At 60.7% G+C, this 15915-nt stretch carries 19 protein-coding genes and 1 tRNA gene; 8 read left to right on the top strand and 12 right to left on the bottom strand.

Translation table 11 applies throughout. The features are described from left to right. The first annotated feature begins 18 nt into the window (after positions 1-18). The 7 genes from AMB_RS02515 (at position 19) to AMB_RS02485 (ending at position 4285) form a co-directional block, all read left to right on the top strand. Positions 19-94 (top strand) — tRNA-Ala (locus tag AMB_RS02515). 222 nt (positions 95-316) lie between these two features. Continuing rightward, the gene (locus tag AMB_RS02510) at positions 317-1555 is read left to right on the top strand and encodes a tyrosine-type recombinase/integrase (RefSeq protein WP_011382932.1); all 1239 of its coding nucleotides are present in this window, start codon (positions 317-319) and stop codon (positions 1553-1555) included. After that, a complete protein-coding gene (locus AMB_RS24805) occupies positions 1545-1979 on the top strand; it encodes a hypothetical protein (protein WP_148207267.1) in 435 nt (144 codons plus the stop codon). The genes AMB_RS02510 and AMB_RS24805 overlap by 11 nt, the downstream gene beginning before the upstream one ends. An 88-nt stretch (positions 1980-2067) precedes the next feature. After that, the gene (locus tag AMB_RS02505; protein ID WP_011382931.1) at positions 2068-2253 is read left to right on the top strand and encodes a helix-turn-helix transcriptional regulator; all 186 of its coding nucleotides are present in this window, start codon (positions 2068-2070) and stop codon (positions 2251-2253) included. After that, the gene (locus tag AMB_RS02500; protein WP_043743243.1) at positions 2250-2486 is read left to right on the top strand and encodes a hypothetical protein; all 237 of its coding nucleotides are present in this window, start codon (positions 2250-2252) and stop codon (positions 2484-2486) included. Before AMB_RS02505 ends, AMB_RS02500 begins: the two co-directional genes overlap by 4 nt. A 57-nt stretch (positions 2487-2543) precedes the next feature. Next, positions 2544-3740, top strand: coding sequence for an AAA family ATPase (locus AMB_RS23890; protein ID WP_083763418.1), 1197 nt, complete (start codon positions 2544-2546; stop codon positions 3738-3740). Positions 3741-3925: 185 nt separating this feature from the next. Beyond that, a complete protein-coding gene (locus AMB_RS02485; protein WP_011382930.1) occupies positions 3926-4285 on the top strand; it encodes a hypothetical protein in 360 nt (119 codons plus the stop codon). Positions 4286-4415: 130 nt separating this feature from the next. Here AMB_RS02485 and AMB_RS24800 read toward each other — a convergent pair whose 3' ends face one another. From AMB_RS24800 to AMB_RS25550, 4 genes are all read right to left on the bottom strand, one after another. Beyond that, the gene (locus AMB_RS24800; protein ID WP_148207266.1) at positions 4416-4817 is read right to left on the bottom strand and encodes a hypothetical protein; all 402 of its coding nucleotides are present in this window, start codon (positions 4815-4817) and stop codon (positions 4416-4418) included. Positions 4818-5241: 424 nt separating this feature from the next. Continuing rightward, positions 5242-5907: a hypothetical protein gene (locus tag AMB_RS24795; protein ID WP_148207265.1), complete on the bottom strand. Its 666-nt coding sequence runs from the start codon at positions 5905-5907 to the stop codon at positions 5242-5244. Then, entirely contained in the window at positions 5904-7319 is a 1416-nt protein-coding gene (locus AMB_RS23885) for a caspase family protein (protein WP_083763417.1), read from the bottom strand. Before AMB_RS23885 ends, AMB_RS24795 begins: the two co-directional genes overlap by 4 nt. Next, positions 7316-7486, bottom strand: a complete 171-nt coding sequence (locus tag AMB_RS25550) for a hypothetical protein (protein ID WP_158303919.1) — start codon at positions 7484-7486, stop codon at positions 7316-7318. Before AMB_RS25550 ends, AMB_RS23885 begins: the two co-directional genes overlap by 4 nt. A 195-nt stretch (positions 7487-7681) precedes the next feature. On the opposite strand from AMB_RS25550, the gene AMB_RS02475 reads away from it, so the two are divergent. Then, a complete protein-coding gene (locus AMB_RS02475) occupies positions 7682-7900 on the top strand; it encodes a helix-turn-helix domain-containing protein (protein WP_043743236.1) in 219 nt (72 codons plus the stop codon). Positions 7901-8450: 550 nt separating this feature from the next. Here the strand turns inward: AMB_RS02475 and AMB_RS02470 are convergent. The 8 genes from AMB_RS02470 to AMB_RS23135 form a co-directional block, all read right to left on the bottom strand. Beyond that, the gene (locus AMB_RS02470; protein ID WP_043743234.1) at positions 8451-9275 is read right to left on the bottom strand and encodes a DNA adenine methylase; all 825 of its coding nucleotides are present in this window, start codon (positions 9273-9275) and stop codon (positions 8451-8453) included. Next, positions 9272-9439: a Com family DNA-binding transcriptional regulator gene (locus tag AMB_RS24790; RefSeq protein ID WP_148207264.1), complete on the bottom strand. Its 168-nt coding sequence runs from the start codon at positions 9437-9439 to the stop codon at positions 9272-9274. The genes AMB_RS02470 and AMB_RS24790 overlap by 4 nt, the downstream gene beginning before the upstream one ends. 181 nt (positions 9440-9620) lie before the next feature. Further along, positions 9621-9977, bottom strand: coding sequence for a hypothetical protein (locus tag AMB_RS02465; RefSeq protein ID WP_011382924.1), 357 nt, complete (start codon positions 9975-9977; stop codon positions 9621-9623). Positions 9978-9985: 8 nt separating this feature from the next. Beyond that, positions 9986-10756, bottom strand: coding sequence for a carbohydrate-binding protein (locus AMB_RS02460; protein ID WP_011382923.1), 771 nt, complete (start codon positions 10754-10756; stop codon positions 9986-9988). 16 nt (positions 10757-10772) lie between these two features. Further along, positions 10773-11378: a hypothetical protein gene (locus AMB_RS02455; RefSeq protein ID WP_011382922.1), complete on the bottom strand. Its 606-nt coding sequence runs from the start codon at positions 11376-11378 to the stop codon at positions 10773-10775. Next, entirely contained in the window at positions 11375-14569 is a 3195-nt protein-coding gene (locus AMB_RS23140; protein WP_011382921.1) for a phage tail protein, read from the bottom strand. The genes AMB_RS02455 and AMB_RS23140 overlap by 4 nt, the downstream gene beginning before the upstream one ends. Beyond that, positions 14569-15021, bottom strand: coding sequence for a hydrolase (locus AMB_RS02445; protein ID WP_011382920.1), 453 nt, complete (start codon positions 15019-15021; stop codon positions 14569-14571). Before AMB_RS02445 ends, AMB_RS23140 begins: the two co-directional genes overlap by 1 nt. A gap of 1 nt (position 15022) precedes the next feature. Next, positions 15023-15913, bottom strand: a complete 891-nt coding sequence (locus AMB_RS23135; protein WP_011382919.1) for a DUF2163 domain-containing protein — start codon at positions 15911-15913, stop codon at positions 15023-15025. Between the last annotated feature and the right edge of the window lie 2 nt (positions 15914-15915).

Raw genomic sequence — 15915 nt, 5'->3', positions numbered from 1 at the left:
TATCGCGCTTCCCTTTTCGGGGCCGTAGCTCAGTTGGGAGAGCGCCTCGTTCGCAATGAGGAGGTCAGCGGTTCGATCCCGCTCGGCTCCACCAAATTCTCTAAAATCCGAAACCGGCACCGCGATCCACACAGGATCGCGGATGTCCGCGTACGTTCGTGGAAGGTGCGAGTTTCCTGACATTTCATGCGGACGCACAATAGGATGGGCCACCAAAATCCGGCCGTCCGCGTTCGTATCAAATCGCTGGAAGCCGGGGGTACATGGGGGTATATTTGGGGGTAGATATGTCCATCCGCGATGGAGATACCCCCAAATGCCCCTTACGGACTTGCAAATTAAGGCGGCGAAACCCGCCGATAAGCCAATAAAGCTGGCGGATGGCGGTGGCATGTTCTTGCTGGTCACCCCGCAAGATCAACGCTATTGGCGTCTGAAATATCGTTTTGGCGGAAAGGAAAAACTGCTCGCGTTGGGCGTTTACCCCGACGTGACGATCAAGACCGCTCGCCAGCTTCGAGATGACGCCAAGAAACAGCTAGCCAACGGCATCGACCCGTCCGATGCGCGGAAGGCGAAAAAGTCATCGCAGTTGCTTGATGGCCCCGACAGTTTCGAAAACGTAGCCCGCGAATGGTTCGCTAAGAATGTGGCCACATGGGCCGAGACGCATTCATCCAAGGTTCTCCAGCGGCTTGAAAGCGATGTCTTTCCGCTAATCGGCACCAAGCCAATCGGTTCGATTACAGCGCCGATGATCCTCGCCGTTGCCCGAAAGATTGAAGCCAGGGGGGCTAACGATACGGCCCATAGGGCAGTTCAGAACGCAGGCCAAATTATGCGTTACGCTGTCGCCACTGGGCGCGCCGAACGCGACCCCACCGGCGACTTGCGCGGGGCCTTACCGCCTGTCCGCCACAAACACTTCGCCGCCCTTACCGACCCGAAGCTGGTTGGTGAGTTGCTCCGCGCATTCGACGCCTTTGAGGGCACCGTCGTCGTCAAGGCAGCGCTACAACTTGCCCCTCTGGTTTTCGTCCGCCCTGGTGAACTTAGAAAGGCCAAGTGGGCAGACATCGACCTTGATGCTGGAAGCTGGGCCTTCCATGCCTCCAAGGCCCGAAAGGGCGAAACGATTGAACATCTGGTCCCGTTATCAACCCAGGCCGTTGAAATTCTGCGCGACTTGCACCAGTACACCGGCAACCGTGAATGCTTGTTTCCCGGCCGCGATCCGCGAAAGCCGATGAGTGAGGCCGCTGTAAACGCCGCATTGCGCCGTCTTGGCTACGACACCAAGACCGAGATTACGGGCCACGGCTTCCGAGCGATGGCCCGCACGATCTTGGCCGAGCAGCTTGGGGAAGACCCACACGTTATTGAGCAGCAGCTTGCCCACCGCGTGCCGGACGCCCTTGGCCGAGCATACAACCGCACCAAGTACATCGAACAGCGACGTGCGATGATGCAGCGCTGGTCGGACTACCTGGACACGCTCAAGGCTGGAGCTGAGGTAATTCAGCTTCCCCAGGCGAGGGGGCGGCATGCCAACTGACGATCCCGATAGTTTGGAGGCAATCCCACCTGATCTCATTGAACGTATGCGTGCGGTCTGCACCGAGTCGGTTCAGCTACTCGGAGTCGATGGCGCTGAAAGAACTTGGAAAGAATTAATCAAAGTTCACAAGAAAGGACGAGGACGGCCACCGAAAGAGAATTTGTCCAAATGGGAGAATATCCTGTTAGCTCTTTATGACAGCTTGGCAAAAGACGACTCTGCACCAGAAGAACTCCCAGCCTTTCTCGGCCGACGTATGATGGCTAGGTTCACTAACGAGGAAAGGCCGAAGGAGTTTCATAGCGAGTCTGCAATTGAGAAGAGACTCAGAAGACTTCTTAGGGAGCGAAGTGAAGGTCGGCTAGTTTTAGAAAATTGCTCTAAAAACAAGCCCTTATACCGCCGCATTCGCGGACAATAATTTTCTTTCTTTTTCTGTCCGTCGCGCCCACCCCATACACATGTAATCGTCCATCCATCCCCGTTCATACGGATTATGGAGGACAACAATGAATGATCTCGACCCGATCACTCTAACGGTCCCAGCCGCGTTGAGGGCAAGCGGCTTAGGCCGCACCAAGTTCTATGAACTTATCGCGGCTGAGAAAATCAAGACAATCAAGATCGGTTCCCGCCGCCTCGTCGTCTATAGCAGCCTCAAAGACCTGCTTTCTGGCGAGGACCCTGAGCAATGACTTCCGACAACATGAACTCTGAAATTCAAGTCGCCCAGCTCCAGGTGCGCCACATTCTCGAACAGGCCGTGGCGTCAAGCGACGAGGCATGGGAAACGGTCCTGCGTCAGCTCATGGACCTGACTGAGCACCACAAAGCCCACGGGCTAGAAGATGCGGCACTGGAGATCAACGCAGCGATCAGCCGCATCTATCGCCTCAGGGGGCCAGGGCTGACCCAGGTCGGCCCATAGTCTCCATTCTGCTGAAATTTGCTAGCGGTATTTGCACATCAAAATTGGACTGTTCCGATGGGAAAAGTTGACTTCGCTGCATTAGGGCTGGCTGTCACAAGATTTTGTGAAGTTGAGCCAATCCTCGACACACTGGATTTTGTGGAGGGCTTGCTTTGCGAGGGCGGTTCTTCCGTGATGTTTGGCCCGAGCAATGCAGGAAAAACCTTCATTGCGATGGACATAGGCTTACACGTGGCGGCTAATCGCTCTTGGTGGGGAAAAGAAGTCACTGGCGGACCTGTCGTGCATTTCGCGCTGGAAGGTGGCAATGCGGTGAAAAACCGTGTGGCAGCATGGAAAAAGCATAAGTCAATCGAATGTGAAGTTCCGTACTACACAGTACAAGGGCGGGTCACACTTCTTGACGGCTTAGTTCAAAAATTAATTGATGTGATAATGCTGATCTCTAAGGAGGCTGGTCAAGTTAAGCTTGTCATCATTGATACGGTAAACCGAGCATTGGATGGAAGCGATGAAAACAGCTCTCAAGCTATGGGGGAATTGATCAAAAATGTTGATCTGGTGCGACGTGAAACAGGCGCTCACCTGATGCTGATCCACCATTCTGGCAAAAATCTCAATAATGGCGCACGTGGACACAGCTCGTTGCTTGGGTCTATCGACACAGAGATTGAGATTTCCAAAGGGGTGAAAAAAGAAAATGAGGTAAAAGATACAGAAAAAACTTCTAATGACAGCGCCAATTCAACAGAAAAAACGGATTTTGATGCAATCCTAGCCATTCAATGCCCGGACAATCCGAGGGAGATTGCCGTCCTGAAGCAGAAGAAGCAGCGAGACATGGCGGTAGGGGAGGATCAATCTTTTGCTCTCCATGTCGTTAGACTCGGCAATAACCTTCGGGGCAAACCGGTGACGAGTTGTGTCATTGAACCGGCTATTCCCAGTCCATCGGTCCAAATTGCAAAGAAGGAAACCGGGCAGGCTGTCGTTGCGTTACGGGTGTTGAAAGCGGTGATCGATGAGCGTGGGCAGCCGGTTCCGGATGGGGATGGAAAAGGGAAGCGCGGAGTGCTGATGAATGACTGGCGGAATGCCTTCTACGCTGCGCCGGAAATCCACGACAACAAAGCGGAAGCCAAGAGGACAGCCTTTCGGCGAGCAAAAGACAAACTACTGGAAACAATGAAGGTCAAGGTGGAAGACACTTGGGTTTGGATCGTTGGCATATCGGGACAAACGGGACAATAGGGAAATTTGTACCGATTGTCCTTGTCCCGGCTTGGGCGGGGGATCGTGACATACGGGACATCCCCCCTTTAGGGGGGTGTCCGATGTCCCGTCCGTCCCGCCACGGGGTCACGGCAACGAAAGGATTTGAAGATGACCGATAACACCTCCCCCACCCCCCATCCAAATGCCGATACGGTGACGCCATGACCGACCACCTTCGCGACGCCTTCGACCGCGCCCTTGCCGCCGATGTCGGCATTGTCCTTTCCGTCGCCGATCCCCGCGAGGCCCGTCGCCTCCGCCGCCGCCTTTACGAACTCCGTGACCGCGAGCGCCGCGCCACCGGATCAACCCCATACGACTCGATCAGCATCCTGATCCGGCCGGACGAGGTATGGCTGGTTAATCGCAACAGCATCCCGAAGGCCAGCACCCCGGTGCCGCCCCCGAGTCGCGACCTGACCCTGGCCGAACTCCCGACGATCCGGGCTCGCGGCCCGCACCGCCCTGGATTGCTGGATATTTCTTCGCATTCCTTCGCAATCCGCCGCCCCGGTTCCTAGTCGATTTCCCGGAGAAGGGCTGGGGCCATGTTCGATAATCAAAGGTGGGACGGGCACCTGACTTGGGAGCCTTATCGGCGCCCAGACTCAAAACACCCTCTCGCACGGCCCCCATAAACCCGGTATTCAGCTATCCGGTCTGTCCATAAAAGCTGGTGATATCGAACCAATACTCCCGAACCAGCGAAATGGTTTTTGACTCGTGCTTCCTATGATGAGCCTCGCTGTCGAAGGTTGGGGAGCGAATGCCGTCAGGTCCTTCCCATTCAGCCTTAAGGCTCTCCCAATCCGAAGTGGGCAGCGCGGTCACTGAATACATTAACCTGTCGAAATCCCGACCATCGCGATTTATCAAATCCTGCTGAAGCAATTTCCACGAAATTCCAGAATATTCCCTCCCACGAGGTAGGAATAAAATTAGCTCGCAGTAAATCCTCTTTTCTACAAAAGCATACTCAACACCAACGCCGTCAAATGGGATGTTTTTTTCGACGGTATGATCCCCTTTGTCAATTACACATGCATCTTCCATCGCGTAGCCCCACCCCCCATTTATGGGGAAGTCGAGCTTGTAGCAGTCCAAAATAACTTGCCTGGGCGAATAGCTAGGGGGGAGCCGTTCTACAGGTGGCAACGAATTGTGAGTCAAGATAGCTGACCTTTCTTCCGTCCAGGCCGAAGCCGTGCCTTGTGCATCTGATCCAGCGGGAGGGTAAACGCCTCTTTCCATCCCCCTTGGATACGTGCGGCTAATTGCGGGGCGACGGAGATTGCCGATACCGCCTCAACCAGAAATACCATGCTACCCTCCGAGCCCCCCCACACACAGAGCTCCCAGATGGGTGCCATGCCATTCGCCACCCCATCGGGTTGTTATGGCGCTATTCCTTCAGCATCTACATTTCCCAGTCTACAGAAACACAATGTCCCCAAAGCCATTGTCCGATGGACAACATTTAAATAAGCCCATTTACAAAAAGATAACTTTCAAATTCTATATCTCGTTCACCCGTCATTGCCTCTCTATTAGAAAACAAGTCTTTCTCAGGTGCATTTGGTGTCGCAGAGAGGGCCTTATTAAGGTTGGCAATCGCTTCTTTTAGAAGCATCCCCCGCCAAAGCGAGAGCAAGACATAGCTAGCCCCACCAACTAACCCCGCCCCCAAAATTAACTGGAGATTGAAAAGCCTATATCCGGACACATGCATAAAAATTATTGCAATAAGAAACAAAATCACTCCTACTGATCCAGGCATGAACTCAGATGCAAATTCCTCAAAATGCGCAGATTTTCTTATATTTTCGAGAGTTTCACTCCAGCAAGTCATGTAAGTTTCGCGCAATTTCATACGAATAGATATCAAATCAGCCCTATCGCTCGCATTTTGTATGTCTTTAAAATAACAATTCCTTATCATTCCACGAAAATAACTGTCTTCGCTCTTAGCATATTGAGCTAGGCTCTCTTGGCTGGTATGAGGAAATGGGCGCCCTCCGCTAAAAAATTCAATTCTATTGCGAATTCCCAGAGCTTCTTCTTTTCGATAAAGCTCATCAATAAGCTCGCGCGCTTTTTCCCGGAACACGAAATCAACAAAAACCATGTCGCTCGAGCTAATCATTGGCCGTCTCTAATTTGACCTAATATAACAATAACATCCTGATCTCGCCCCCAGTATCGACGAGCCATGTATTTTACGTTCTCCGATATGTAAGGCCCTATTTCATCAAAAGAGACAACTCCGTCCCCATTCCCATAAGGCGGCTTGTCCGCATCTCCGGACATGCCAAGCAGGAACGCCTTGGTCATAAGGCCGTGGGATTTGTCCTGGTCCCAGGAGGCGATCTGATCCGCCGCCCCCGCCGCTATGACGGTGATGTTCGGCGGCACTATTGACGGCTTGGCGGTTATCAGGACGGGTGAAGCGGCTGCGATCACCGCCCCCGCCTCACTGGCCCCCGAAAAGCACGACTCCAACACCACGGTCACGCTCTCGGCATGGAGCTTCGCAAGATTGGCGTAGAGCAAGTTCAAAGGGTATCCGCTTACCGGCAGCCCCGATGGCGTGGCATCAACCGGCACCAGCACGGCCGTATCTTTGCTGATCGGCGCTCCATGACCAGCGTAATACACGAAGACCCGCGACTTTCCCGGCTTCACCCAGTTGAAAATCTTGCCCTTGTGGCTGCGCTCGTTGCCGAAAATCTCTGTCATCTGGGTCGAGGTGGCGTTCTCAACAAAGATGATATTCCCCTCCTGGATGCCCAGCGCCTCAGCGGCATATCGGCGCATGGCGGCGGCATCATTCTTTGCCGGGGGCACTGATGGGATATCATTTGACGTGAGGGAATAGTCCGAATTTCCGATAATCACCGCCACGTCATCCGGTCTATGAGGGGCTTTCAAGTACTGGAGTGACATTAGCGGGTCAGTCAGGACGCCGCTTTGGGTGGGTTCTAAGGTAGGTGACTTGGGCGGAGGGTTGGCTGATTTTGGTGGTGAAGGGACGACAACCTTTTCCAAGCCCTTACCCTCGGATTTCCAATCCCTCGCCAACTTTTGTGCCTTAGCAATCTCGGCTGGAGACATGCGCCTTGCGAGACGATCACGCTCATTTGCACCATCTATATTTCCTTGGCTGGCGGCAAGACTTAACCACATATGGGAAAGGACGTAATCTTTAGAAAAACCCCATCGTCCTAAATAATATCCAAACCCAACAACGATCTGAGCGTTAACAAGTCCTTGGTCGGCCGCTTTCCTATACCAATATGATGACTTTTCGTAATCTTGTGGAATTCCATATCCATTTGAATATATTAGCGCAATATGGTATTGAGCGTCTTTATCTCCACTCTCTGCCAGTGGCCTTAAAATATAAATACTTTCAGTGTATTTTCCAAGTTTGTAGGCTTCCACCCCGTCCTCGAGTTGTCCTGCTGTGGCGGTTGCTATTTCCCCAGTGCCTAGCAAGAAAGCACCTGCCAAGAAACTTACCCATGAACTGACGTGAGTATTCTGAATTTTGCTCATTCAGCTTTTCCGATATAGCCAACTGCCTGCTCGAATTGTTCGGCGGCGATCAGGCTACGGGCCAGTTCCACGGATGGGGCGGGTTTGGACTCGGGGGCTGCGAAGGCAATTCCGCTCAGGGCAAGAATGCCAACCGCCAACCCAACCGTTTTCCGTGTGAATGCCATCCGCCCGCTCCCCCGTTCGGCCCCATCCATCGCTCAAAACGATAGCATGTTCGGCCCGTTTAACCATATGACGAGCGCTGTGCTGTTTTTGCCGGAAAAAGTTTTGCACTGACTTTCCACCGCCCCATCGGGCTGCCGGGCAGTTTGCTCAGTATATCGAGGTGCAACTTTCCAGCAAGGTGATTGGCTACCCGCATGGATCTGCGGGAGCTATTCGCCACCAACCTCCGCCGACTGCGCCACGATAAGGGCCTGTCGCAGGACGAACTTGCCTGCGACGCGGAAATGAGCCGGAGCTATCTAGCCCAGCTTGAAACCGGCAAGTACCACGCCAGCCTGAAAATCATCGGTCGGCTGGCGGATGTGCTGGAAGTGGACCCGGTGGAGTTTCTCAAGGGGCCAGCGGGGCGATAGCGGCGGGACTGGGGCGAAGATGGGTCATTGTGGGTCATGGTCCCGAAGGCGGATATCTCTGCGGGTCCAGCCAACGCAGAAAAAGAGATCCTACTGGCCAGCCCCCCCCTACCTCATGCCGGAGCCTCGGCCCACGAACTTAGGTCCGAACGGCGGCCCGTGGCGGCCCTTCGGTTCCGGCGGCACAATGGGCACCCGCCGCGCCCTTTCCGCCCATTGACGGCCACGGGACGGCACCCATACCGTATGCCTCCCCCCTTTCGCCATCACGGGCCGCCCCGTGGCAAATTGCCCCCCTACCAATCGAATGCGGGGGTACATTTGGGGGTACCCCACCATACGGCACTAAAAAATATCAATACAATACAATTATATATCGCGATTGTTTTGGTGTGCTCGGCCCACCAGTTAGATCAAGGCCTTAGCCGCTTACCCGGCTAGGGCCTTTTTCTTTGGGAGAATGCCGCGAAATGGATGGCCTTCATATCCTGTAGCGCGCCGCGAAGTTTTGGCCCGGACGACACTTAGGTTTGGCCCACGGTGAACGGGTTCATCCCGTCCCATTTCCTCCCCCGATGATGATGACCTCGCGGCCCGCCTTGACCCGCCCACGGCCGCCGGCCGTATAGGTGGTCCGGACCTCCCTGATCTCGCAGCCGGCGAACGCTTCTCGCACCTCGGGGCAGTCGGCATTCGAGGTGATGAACCACCCTTGAACGCCCTTCAAAGCGGTCGCCAACCGCACCAAGTCATCGGGCTTGAACAGGTGCTTGCCGTAATAGCCCTCCGATCCGGCGTAGGGCGGATCGACGTAGAACAGGGTGAAGGGGCGGTCGTAGCGGCGGATGAACGCCTCGAAATCGAGGCACTCCAGCACGACGCCAGCCAGCCGCTCGTGCAGTTCGGCGAGGCGCTGGGCCAGCAACGTCACGTTGAATCGCCCTCCGCGGCGAGGATCGACGCCGAAGGTCCGGGTGGCGACCTTGCCGCCGTAGGCCGTGGCCTGGAGGTACAGGAAGCGGGCGCTCCGCTCCAGGTCGGTGAGGGTGTCGGGATCGACCCGGCACAGGCGCTCGAACTCGGCCCGGCTGGTGATCTGGAACTTCAGCACGTCCATCATCTGGGGGAAGTGCCGCTGCAAGATGCGGAAGAACACCGCCACGTCGCGGCTGGCGTCGTTGATCACCTCCGAGCGCGGCACCCTGGTGCGGCGGAAGAAGATGCCGCCCATGCCGGCGAACGGCTCGGCGTAGCAGGTGTGCGGGATCGATTGGATCAGGGGCACGATGGCCCCGGCCAGGTTGCGCTTACCGCCGATGTAGCCGACGGCGGGATCGACGGGGGTGACGGAACGGTGATCGAGGTTGATGGTCATGAGCCTTCGTCCAGCGGCCCTCCAGGGGGCTCGGGTTCGGGGCTCTTGGCCCTCTCGATGGTATTGCCGGCGCCGCAGCGCGGGCAGCGGATGGAGAGCTTCCCCTCCTTGATGTCGGCCTCGGCCAGCTTGCGCTGGCAGGTGCCACAGCGAATGGACTCCATGGATCTGCATGCCCATACTCGCCCCGCCCGGTGCACGGGTGCGGGGATGACCGGAAAACCGGCCGGGTCTGGTCATGCGAGGCGTAAACTCGCGGCTTCGGGCGCTGCAACGCCCAGCCCCCCGCCGGCCAATACCGGCGGGGAAAACATCCCTGGAATTGTTGACCAGGGCCATCATCGGTCAGGCGGCCGGCTTGGGGTACTTGGCCTTCACCGCGTCGATCTTAGCTACATAGGCGGCCATCTTGGTGGGGTCGCCCTTCTCCGCCCAGTAATAGGCATCGGCGAAGTCGGCCAGAGACGGGTATTCGGGACGGCGCGCGGCTTGGACCTGCGCCAAGGCAGCGAGGCCCTGGTACTTGGTGGTCCACAGGTCGGTCAGCACGGCCATGGTCGGCTTCTCGACCGTCTCACTGATCCATTGCAGGCCGTCGTAGTTGTCGGGGTCGCCTTCGAGCACGGCCCGCACATCGCCCGAGGCGACCTGGGTGGCGTATTCGTGGGCGATCACGAAGATGATGTCGGTCTTGGCGGTCATGGCTGGCCTCAGTTGTGCTCGATGACGGTGAAGGTGGTGTGGCTTTCCCTGGCGTTCCCATGCGGATACCAACGAGCGTCGTCATTGTTGTCCGGGTTCATGATGCTGATCGCCACGTTGGAAGCATTGCTGTAGGAGGTCTGCCTCAGCGCCCAGGTAACGGCTCCCGCCGCCAAACCAGTAATGCCGGGGTCGTTGAAATGGATCGGCTGGGCGTAGCCACCGCTCCCCTCGAATCCGTAGCGCCCGATGATGTCGAAGGTCGCATTGGCGCTGTCGGTCAACGTCAACACCGGGACCGTAACGTTGTTACCGGCCGGCCCCTGTCCCATCACGATCCCGCTCAACCACACCTTGGATGCCGCCTGCTGCTTGTTGAACAGGGCGACGCCCGAGCAGACCACGGTATTGTCGCTGCCGAGGCCGGTGCGCCGGGTAGTGTCGCGCATCTTCACCACCTGAATAATGGGCGATCCGGTACCCCAGGCGGGGAGGCCGCCGGTCATCACCAGCGCCTGGCCATTGCTGCCGGCCGCCAGACGTTGAAGGCCGTTGTTGTAGTAGAGCAGGTCGCCGTTGGTGGTCATCACGCCGCTCGGCCCCGAGGCCATCAGCAGCCAGCTTGCCGGCGTGGAGGTTGGGCTTTGCCCTGCGGTGGTGGCGACGATGCACCGGTAGGTGTTGCCGTTGAAGGTCACCACGTCGCGGACGGCGTAGGCCGTGGCGGCGCTGTAGTTGCCTCTGTCGACGAAGCCGAGGCGGCCAAGATTGATATCCATGGGATGGGTTCCCCTCTCAGATGGTCAGGATCAGGTTGCCGTTGGCGTCCAGGGCGCAGGACGCATTGGTGGGCAGGAAGGTCCACTCCTCGCGATTGCCCGGCAGGGTGATCGACCCCGCCGAATCCATCGTGAAGTGCAGGGCGTCGGTGGCGTCGTCGTAGTACCAGCCGGCCACGCCCAGGACGGCCTGCTGCACCCGAAACGGGGTGCGCAGGTCGGTGATGTCGCTGTTGCCGATGGCGGCCATGCCCACGGCCAGGTGGACCTGGGCGACGGCGATCTTGCCCGAGGGCACCGTCGGCAGCTGGGTTGCCGCCGCCTCGGCGCCGGCAACCACCGACACCACGCCGGTGGACGCATCGACGACGACCAGGTCGAGGCGCGGGTTGGCCACCGGGGCAATGAAGGCCGGGGTGACCTGGGCAGCATGGGCCACCACCGAGGTGTTGCCCTGGATCGAGCCGGCGTCGAGCACCACGGTCATGTTGGCCGGCTCGGCCTGGTGGGGGGCGAAATTGCGGCCGAGGACCGCCACCACCGCCGTGGCCGCGTCGATGTTGGCCTTGTAGGTGGTCGAGTCCTGGGCGGTGCTGTCGGGCTGAACGAAGGTGGCGGTCATGGGCTTGGTCCGATGGTGAGAACGACGGGGCCGCCCACGTCGTTGGCGCCGCTCCAGGCATGCACGGTGCAGCCGTAGGCGGTGACATCGACGGCGGATGCGCTGGTCAGCCCCGCGCCGGCGGCGCCGGGATTGACGGCCGGTGGGGCGTGGTAGGGCTTGGAGAACGCCACCCACCCGCCGCCGGCGGGAACGGTGGCGGTGATGGTTTCACTCTTCAGCGGCACGTCGGCCACCGGCACGAAGCCGGTGACCAGGCAGCCGCCGAGCGAGGTGTCGAGGCGCAGCTGGGGGCGGATGTAGCGGGCATGGACGCTGCCCACCGTCCACGGCTGATAGGTGCCGTTCCAGTCGGCCCCGGTGGTGCTCCAGTCCATGGCGAAGGTGGTGGAGACGTTGCCTTGGTTGCCGGGGCCGAGGCTGGTGGACACGGTCGCCCAGATGCGGATGTCGTCGATGGTGCCGGTGTCGATGGCGGGGCCGGTCCAGACCGGCGCGGCCACCGGGTTCGGGCAGAACTCCCAGGTGGTATCGCCGTCGTCCACCGCCACACCACGCGACTGGGGCACCAGCTTGCCGGTCCAGTGGCGCACCAGGCCCTGGAGGTCGCCGCCCAGCCAATCCGGCCCCAAATTGGCGCCGGTGCCGTCCAGCACGATCTGGGCATTGGTGACGACCAGGTCGACGGTGGCCAGCGTGGGCGACAGCTGGTCCGAGAAGGTGTTGCGGGCGCGGATGGCGAAGGTCCAGTTGCCCGGCGGCACGCTGGCGTTGGTCATCTCGGTGCCGCGCGCCGATTCGGTCAGCATGCTCATGGCCGCCCACGCCTGGTCGACGGTGACGCCATCGGTGCAGCCTTTGGGGCCGTAGGCGATGTCCACGGCATAGTTGTTCAGCGGCGACCAATGGAAGGTCACCACATTGCCCTGCTGCTGGGCGCCGAAGCCGGTGACCGCCGGCGGCAGCGGCGGCCCCTGGATGACGTAGGTGTGGGCGGAAACCTGCGAGATGGTCTGCACGCCGCCGCCGAACAGGTTGTAGGACAGCAGCTTGACGTGGACCGGCTTGCCGATCTGGTCCTTGGTGTAGCTGTAGCGGAACAGCGAGCGGTCGACGCGGACGAAGCGGCTGTCGGCGGCATGGTCGGCCACGGTGGTTCCGAAGGCGCCACGCCGCAGATAGGTCAGGTCGTAGCGGTCAACGCCGGTCAGCGTGGCGGTCTGATAGGCGACCAACTCGCCATCGACCCAGCACAGCGTATTGAGCGCGTCGGCGTCCTCACGGGTGCCAGAGCCCAGCTGGCCACCACTCTTGGCCAGGTCCACCGACAGGGTGTGGTCGTTGTCGGGGTCGGCGCCGGCGTCCAGCGGGGCGCTGAGCGCGCCCATGCGGGCGTCGCCGGTGACCGTGCCGGCGCGGGCGTAGGACTCGTCGTTGCTGGAGATCCACACCTGGGCGCCGGCCCACTGGTCGCCGCCGGCGGTAGCCATCCATACCTCCAGACCGCCGGTCAGCTCGGTGGGAGCGTCGAAGAAGATGGGGGTGACGCAATCGCCCGGATCGACGTTGTAGCTAGGGGCGCTGCCCAGGGCCTCGGCGAAGGTGTGGGCGGCGGCGACGCCGGCGCCCGAGAGGATCTCCTCGAACACCATGGCGCGCGAGCCGTCGTCGTTGTCGGTGATCTCCTCGATGCGGACCAGCTGGCGATTGAGGCGCAGGCGGGCATTGGAGATGAAGCCGGTGTCGCCGACATCGAGCAGCACATGCTCCTCGCCCACGGTGCCCTGCCACTTATTGCGGGCGGCCTGGCGCTGCAGCAGCAGCTGGGCCGACAACCGCGCCACCGTGCCGGTGGTGAACAGATGGGCTTGGCGGGTCTTGTCCTGGTTGAGGCCATAGGCGCGGATGGCGGCCACGTCGCGGGCGGTGACCGGCTCGGGCGAATACTGGTTGGCGCGGTTCAGATACTCCAGGGTGACCTGGTTGATGGCGTCGGCCGGGCGGGCGCGCACCAGCACCACCGGGTCGGTCATGTTGGTGCCCGAGGCGGTGATGGCGTCGCTGCTGTCCATCCAGTCGTCGTCGCCCAGGTCGAACACCGTTTCGGGCGGGGTGTAGGTGACGCCGTTTCCGGTCACCACCTCATGGCAGCGCGGCAGCATGTTGAAGGTGCCGGTCCAGGCCACGTCGGCGTTGGTGTAGGTGCCGATGTCCTCGATCATCTGGGCCGCCGTCTGCTGCTCGCTGTAGGCGGGCGAGATCAGCAGGCCCGAGGCCAGCACGTAGTCGCGGTAGAGCGCCTGGTCGCCCACCAGGTCGGCCGGCATCAGATTGCCCAGGCCCCAATGGCGGTCGGTGAGCAGGCCGCGCACCACCAGGGAGGCGTCGGCGTCCTCGGCGCCGTCCACCGAATCCGAGTAGATGCCCTGGACCTCGAAATTGTGGTTGGGCAGGTTCGGGCTGTCGCCCAGGTCGTAGTCGGGGCTGGCGACGTAGGCCAGGCCGTTATAGCCCAGCGCCTGGTTGGCCGGCTGCTGGTTGCCCGAGGTGTAGGTGAAGCGCAGCTCGATGCCGGCGTCGGCGGCCGAGAAGGTGTAGGTGCCGTTGGCCACCGAGTACTGCCCCACACCCGGGGCGACGGCGGTGGCGGTGAAGGTGCGCCCGTCGATCTCGTCAACCACGCCGGAATCGGTGAACGGCGGCGCCGGGTAGTTGACCGTGACGGTGTAGGGCGCATGGGTCGGAACCGTATGACGCTCGACCGCCTCGCCGTGGTGGCTCTCCAGATAGGTCCAGGGCAGCTGGGGATAGGCGCCGGTGAACACCGAGAGGTTCAGCGCCGCCGGCGTGGTCTCGGTCTTGGCCGCCCAGGCGCGCCCCACGCCCTTGATCGGCCCCTCGCACAGGCCGAAGGCGAAGGCGGCCTTGTAGGTGTAGGTGGTGCTGCCGCCGCCGCTGTCGCCGCCGCCGCCGCCCTTGCCGCCGCCACCGCCACCACCGCCACCGCCCGAGGAATGGGCGATGGACTGGAAGTCACCGTACCAGACCAGATTCGGCGCCACCTTGGTGGTGCCGAACACCAGGGCGACCGCCTTGCCGTAGGCCGAGGTCTGGATCTGGACGCCGGCGGCGGCCGTGGGCTGCTGGGCCTGGGGCGTGCGCGACTTGGGAGAGGAGAAGATGCCAGCCATCAGCCCTCGCCCCACAGCGTGTAGAAGCGCAGCGGCAGGTCGGCCAGGCGGTGATCCTTGCCCAGGCAGTCCACCTGGGCGTCGCCCCACACCACGCCCTGGCCCATCACCGCGTGGATGATGCGCGGCCAGCCCATGACGATGGCGCCATGCGCCCAGCAGCGGCCGACCTTCCAGATGGCAAAGTCACCCGGGTTGGGCGGCCCCTCCATGCGGGTGGCGAAGGTCTCGACAATCTTGAGGTAGCGCTCCTCGTCCTGGTGCAGATGCCAGTCCTGGGGGTAGTACTCCACCGCGATTTTCGGGATCAGGCCGGCGCTGTGATAGACCGCCGCTGGCAGCATGGCGCAGTCGACGCCGGCGCCCTTGACCTGCTGGCGGGGATGATAGGGCGTGCGCAGCCAGGTCTTGGCCTCGCGCTGCACCTGGTCGCGTTCGGTTGCGTGGTCCATGTCAGTTGGCCGTGCTGGGCGGGGGCACGAACGGGTGGCCCCGGTAGTTGGCGAGGTTGGCGAACTTGGGGCAGCCGGCAGGCCCCAGCGAGCCGTCGCAGCCCGGGATCACGGCTATGGCGTCGCCGGTGGCCGGGATCGACGGAAATGGCGTCACCAGGCTGAGAGTGCCGTCCTCCCAGCGGCGCACCGTGCGCGACTGGCCGAGCATCTCGCCGGTGGCCATGGTGACCGTGCCCAAGTCGAACCAGCCGTCGGCGCCGGCCAGATCGGCCTGCAGCATCATGGCGGTCGAGCCCGGCAGGACGATTCCGGCAACGGTGAGCGCCGCCAGATCCTTGCCGCAGGCCAGGTCGCCCAGCACGTTCTGGCAGCCGGGCTGGTACAGGTTGCGGGGCAGCGGCTTCTGCAGCAGCTCCATGGGGCTGTTGACGGTGAAGGTGGCCACCGATCCGCCGGCGTCGGCCTCGGCGATGCGGCCGAGGAATCGGCGCACGGTGCCGGTGGTGCGCAGCGGCCAATAGCGGGCATCGGCCACCGTCGGCATGTACGCCTTGCGGTATTCCAGCCAGGCGCCATCGAACAGGCCCTGCTGGACGGCGGTCAGGAAGGGAACGCCCAGGATGGTGGCGCGGCCGGGCAGCACGTCGACCACCATGTTGTCCACGTCGGTGCCCAGCTTCTGGTGGATCTTGGGCCGGTTGCCGGTGCGGCCGAAATAGGGGCCGACGGCGCCGCCGCATGGCCAGACCCCGCCCTCGGCGAAGATGTCGCAGTCGGCGCCGCTGTAGCGCAGCGTGGTGCCGTCGGGCAGAAAGATCACGTAGAGGTCGGCGCGGAAGAACCGGCGGGTGGCCAGCAGCGCCTTCAGTTCTGGAGTGTGGGGCTGCATGG

It is taken from the genome of Paramagnetospirillum magneticum AMB-1 (genome assembly GCF_000009985.1).
Lineage (GTDB): Bacteria > Pseudomonadota > Alphaproteobacteria > Rhodospirillales > Magnetospirillaceae > Phaeospirillum > Phaeospirillum magneticum.
The sequence above is the reverse complement of the archived record's forward strand: the minus strand, read 5'-3'. Positions and strand labels throughout refer to the sequence as shown.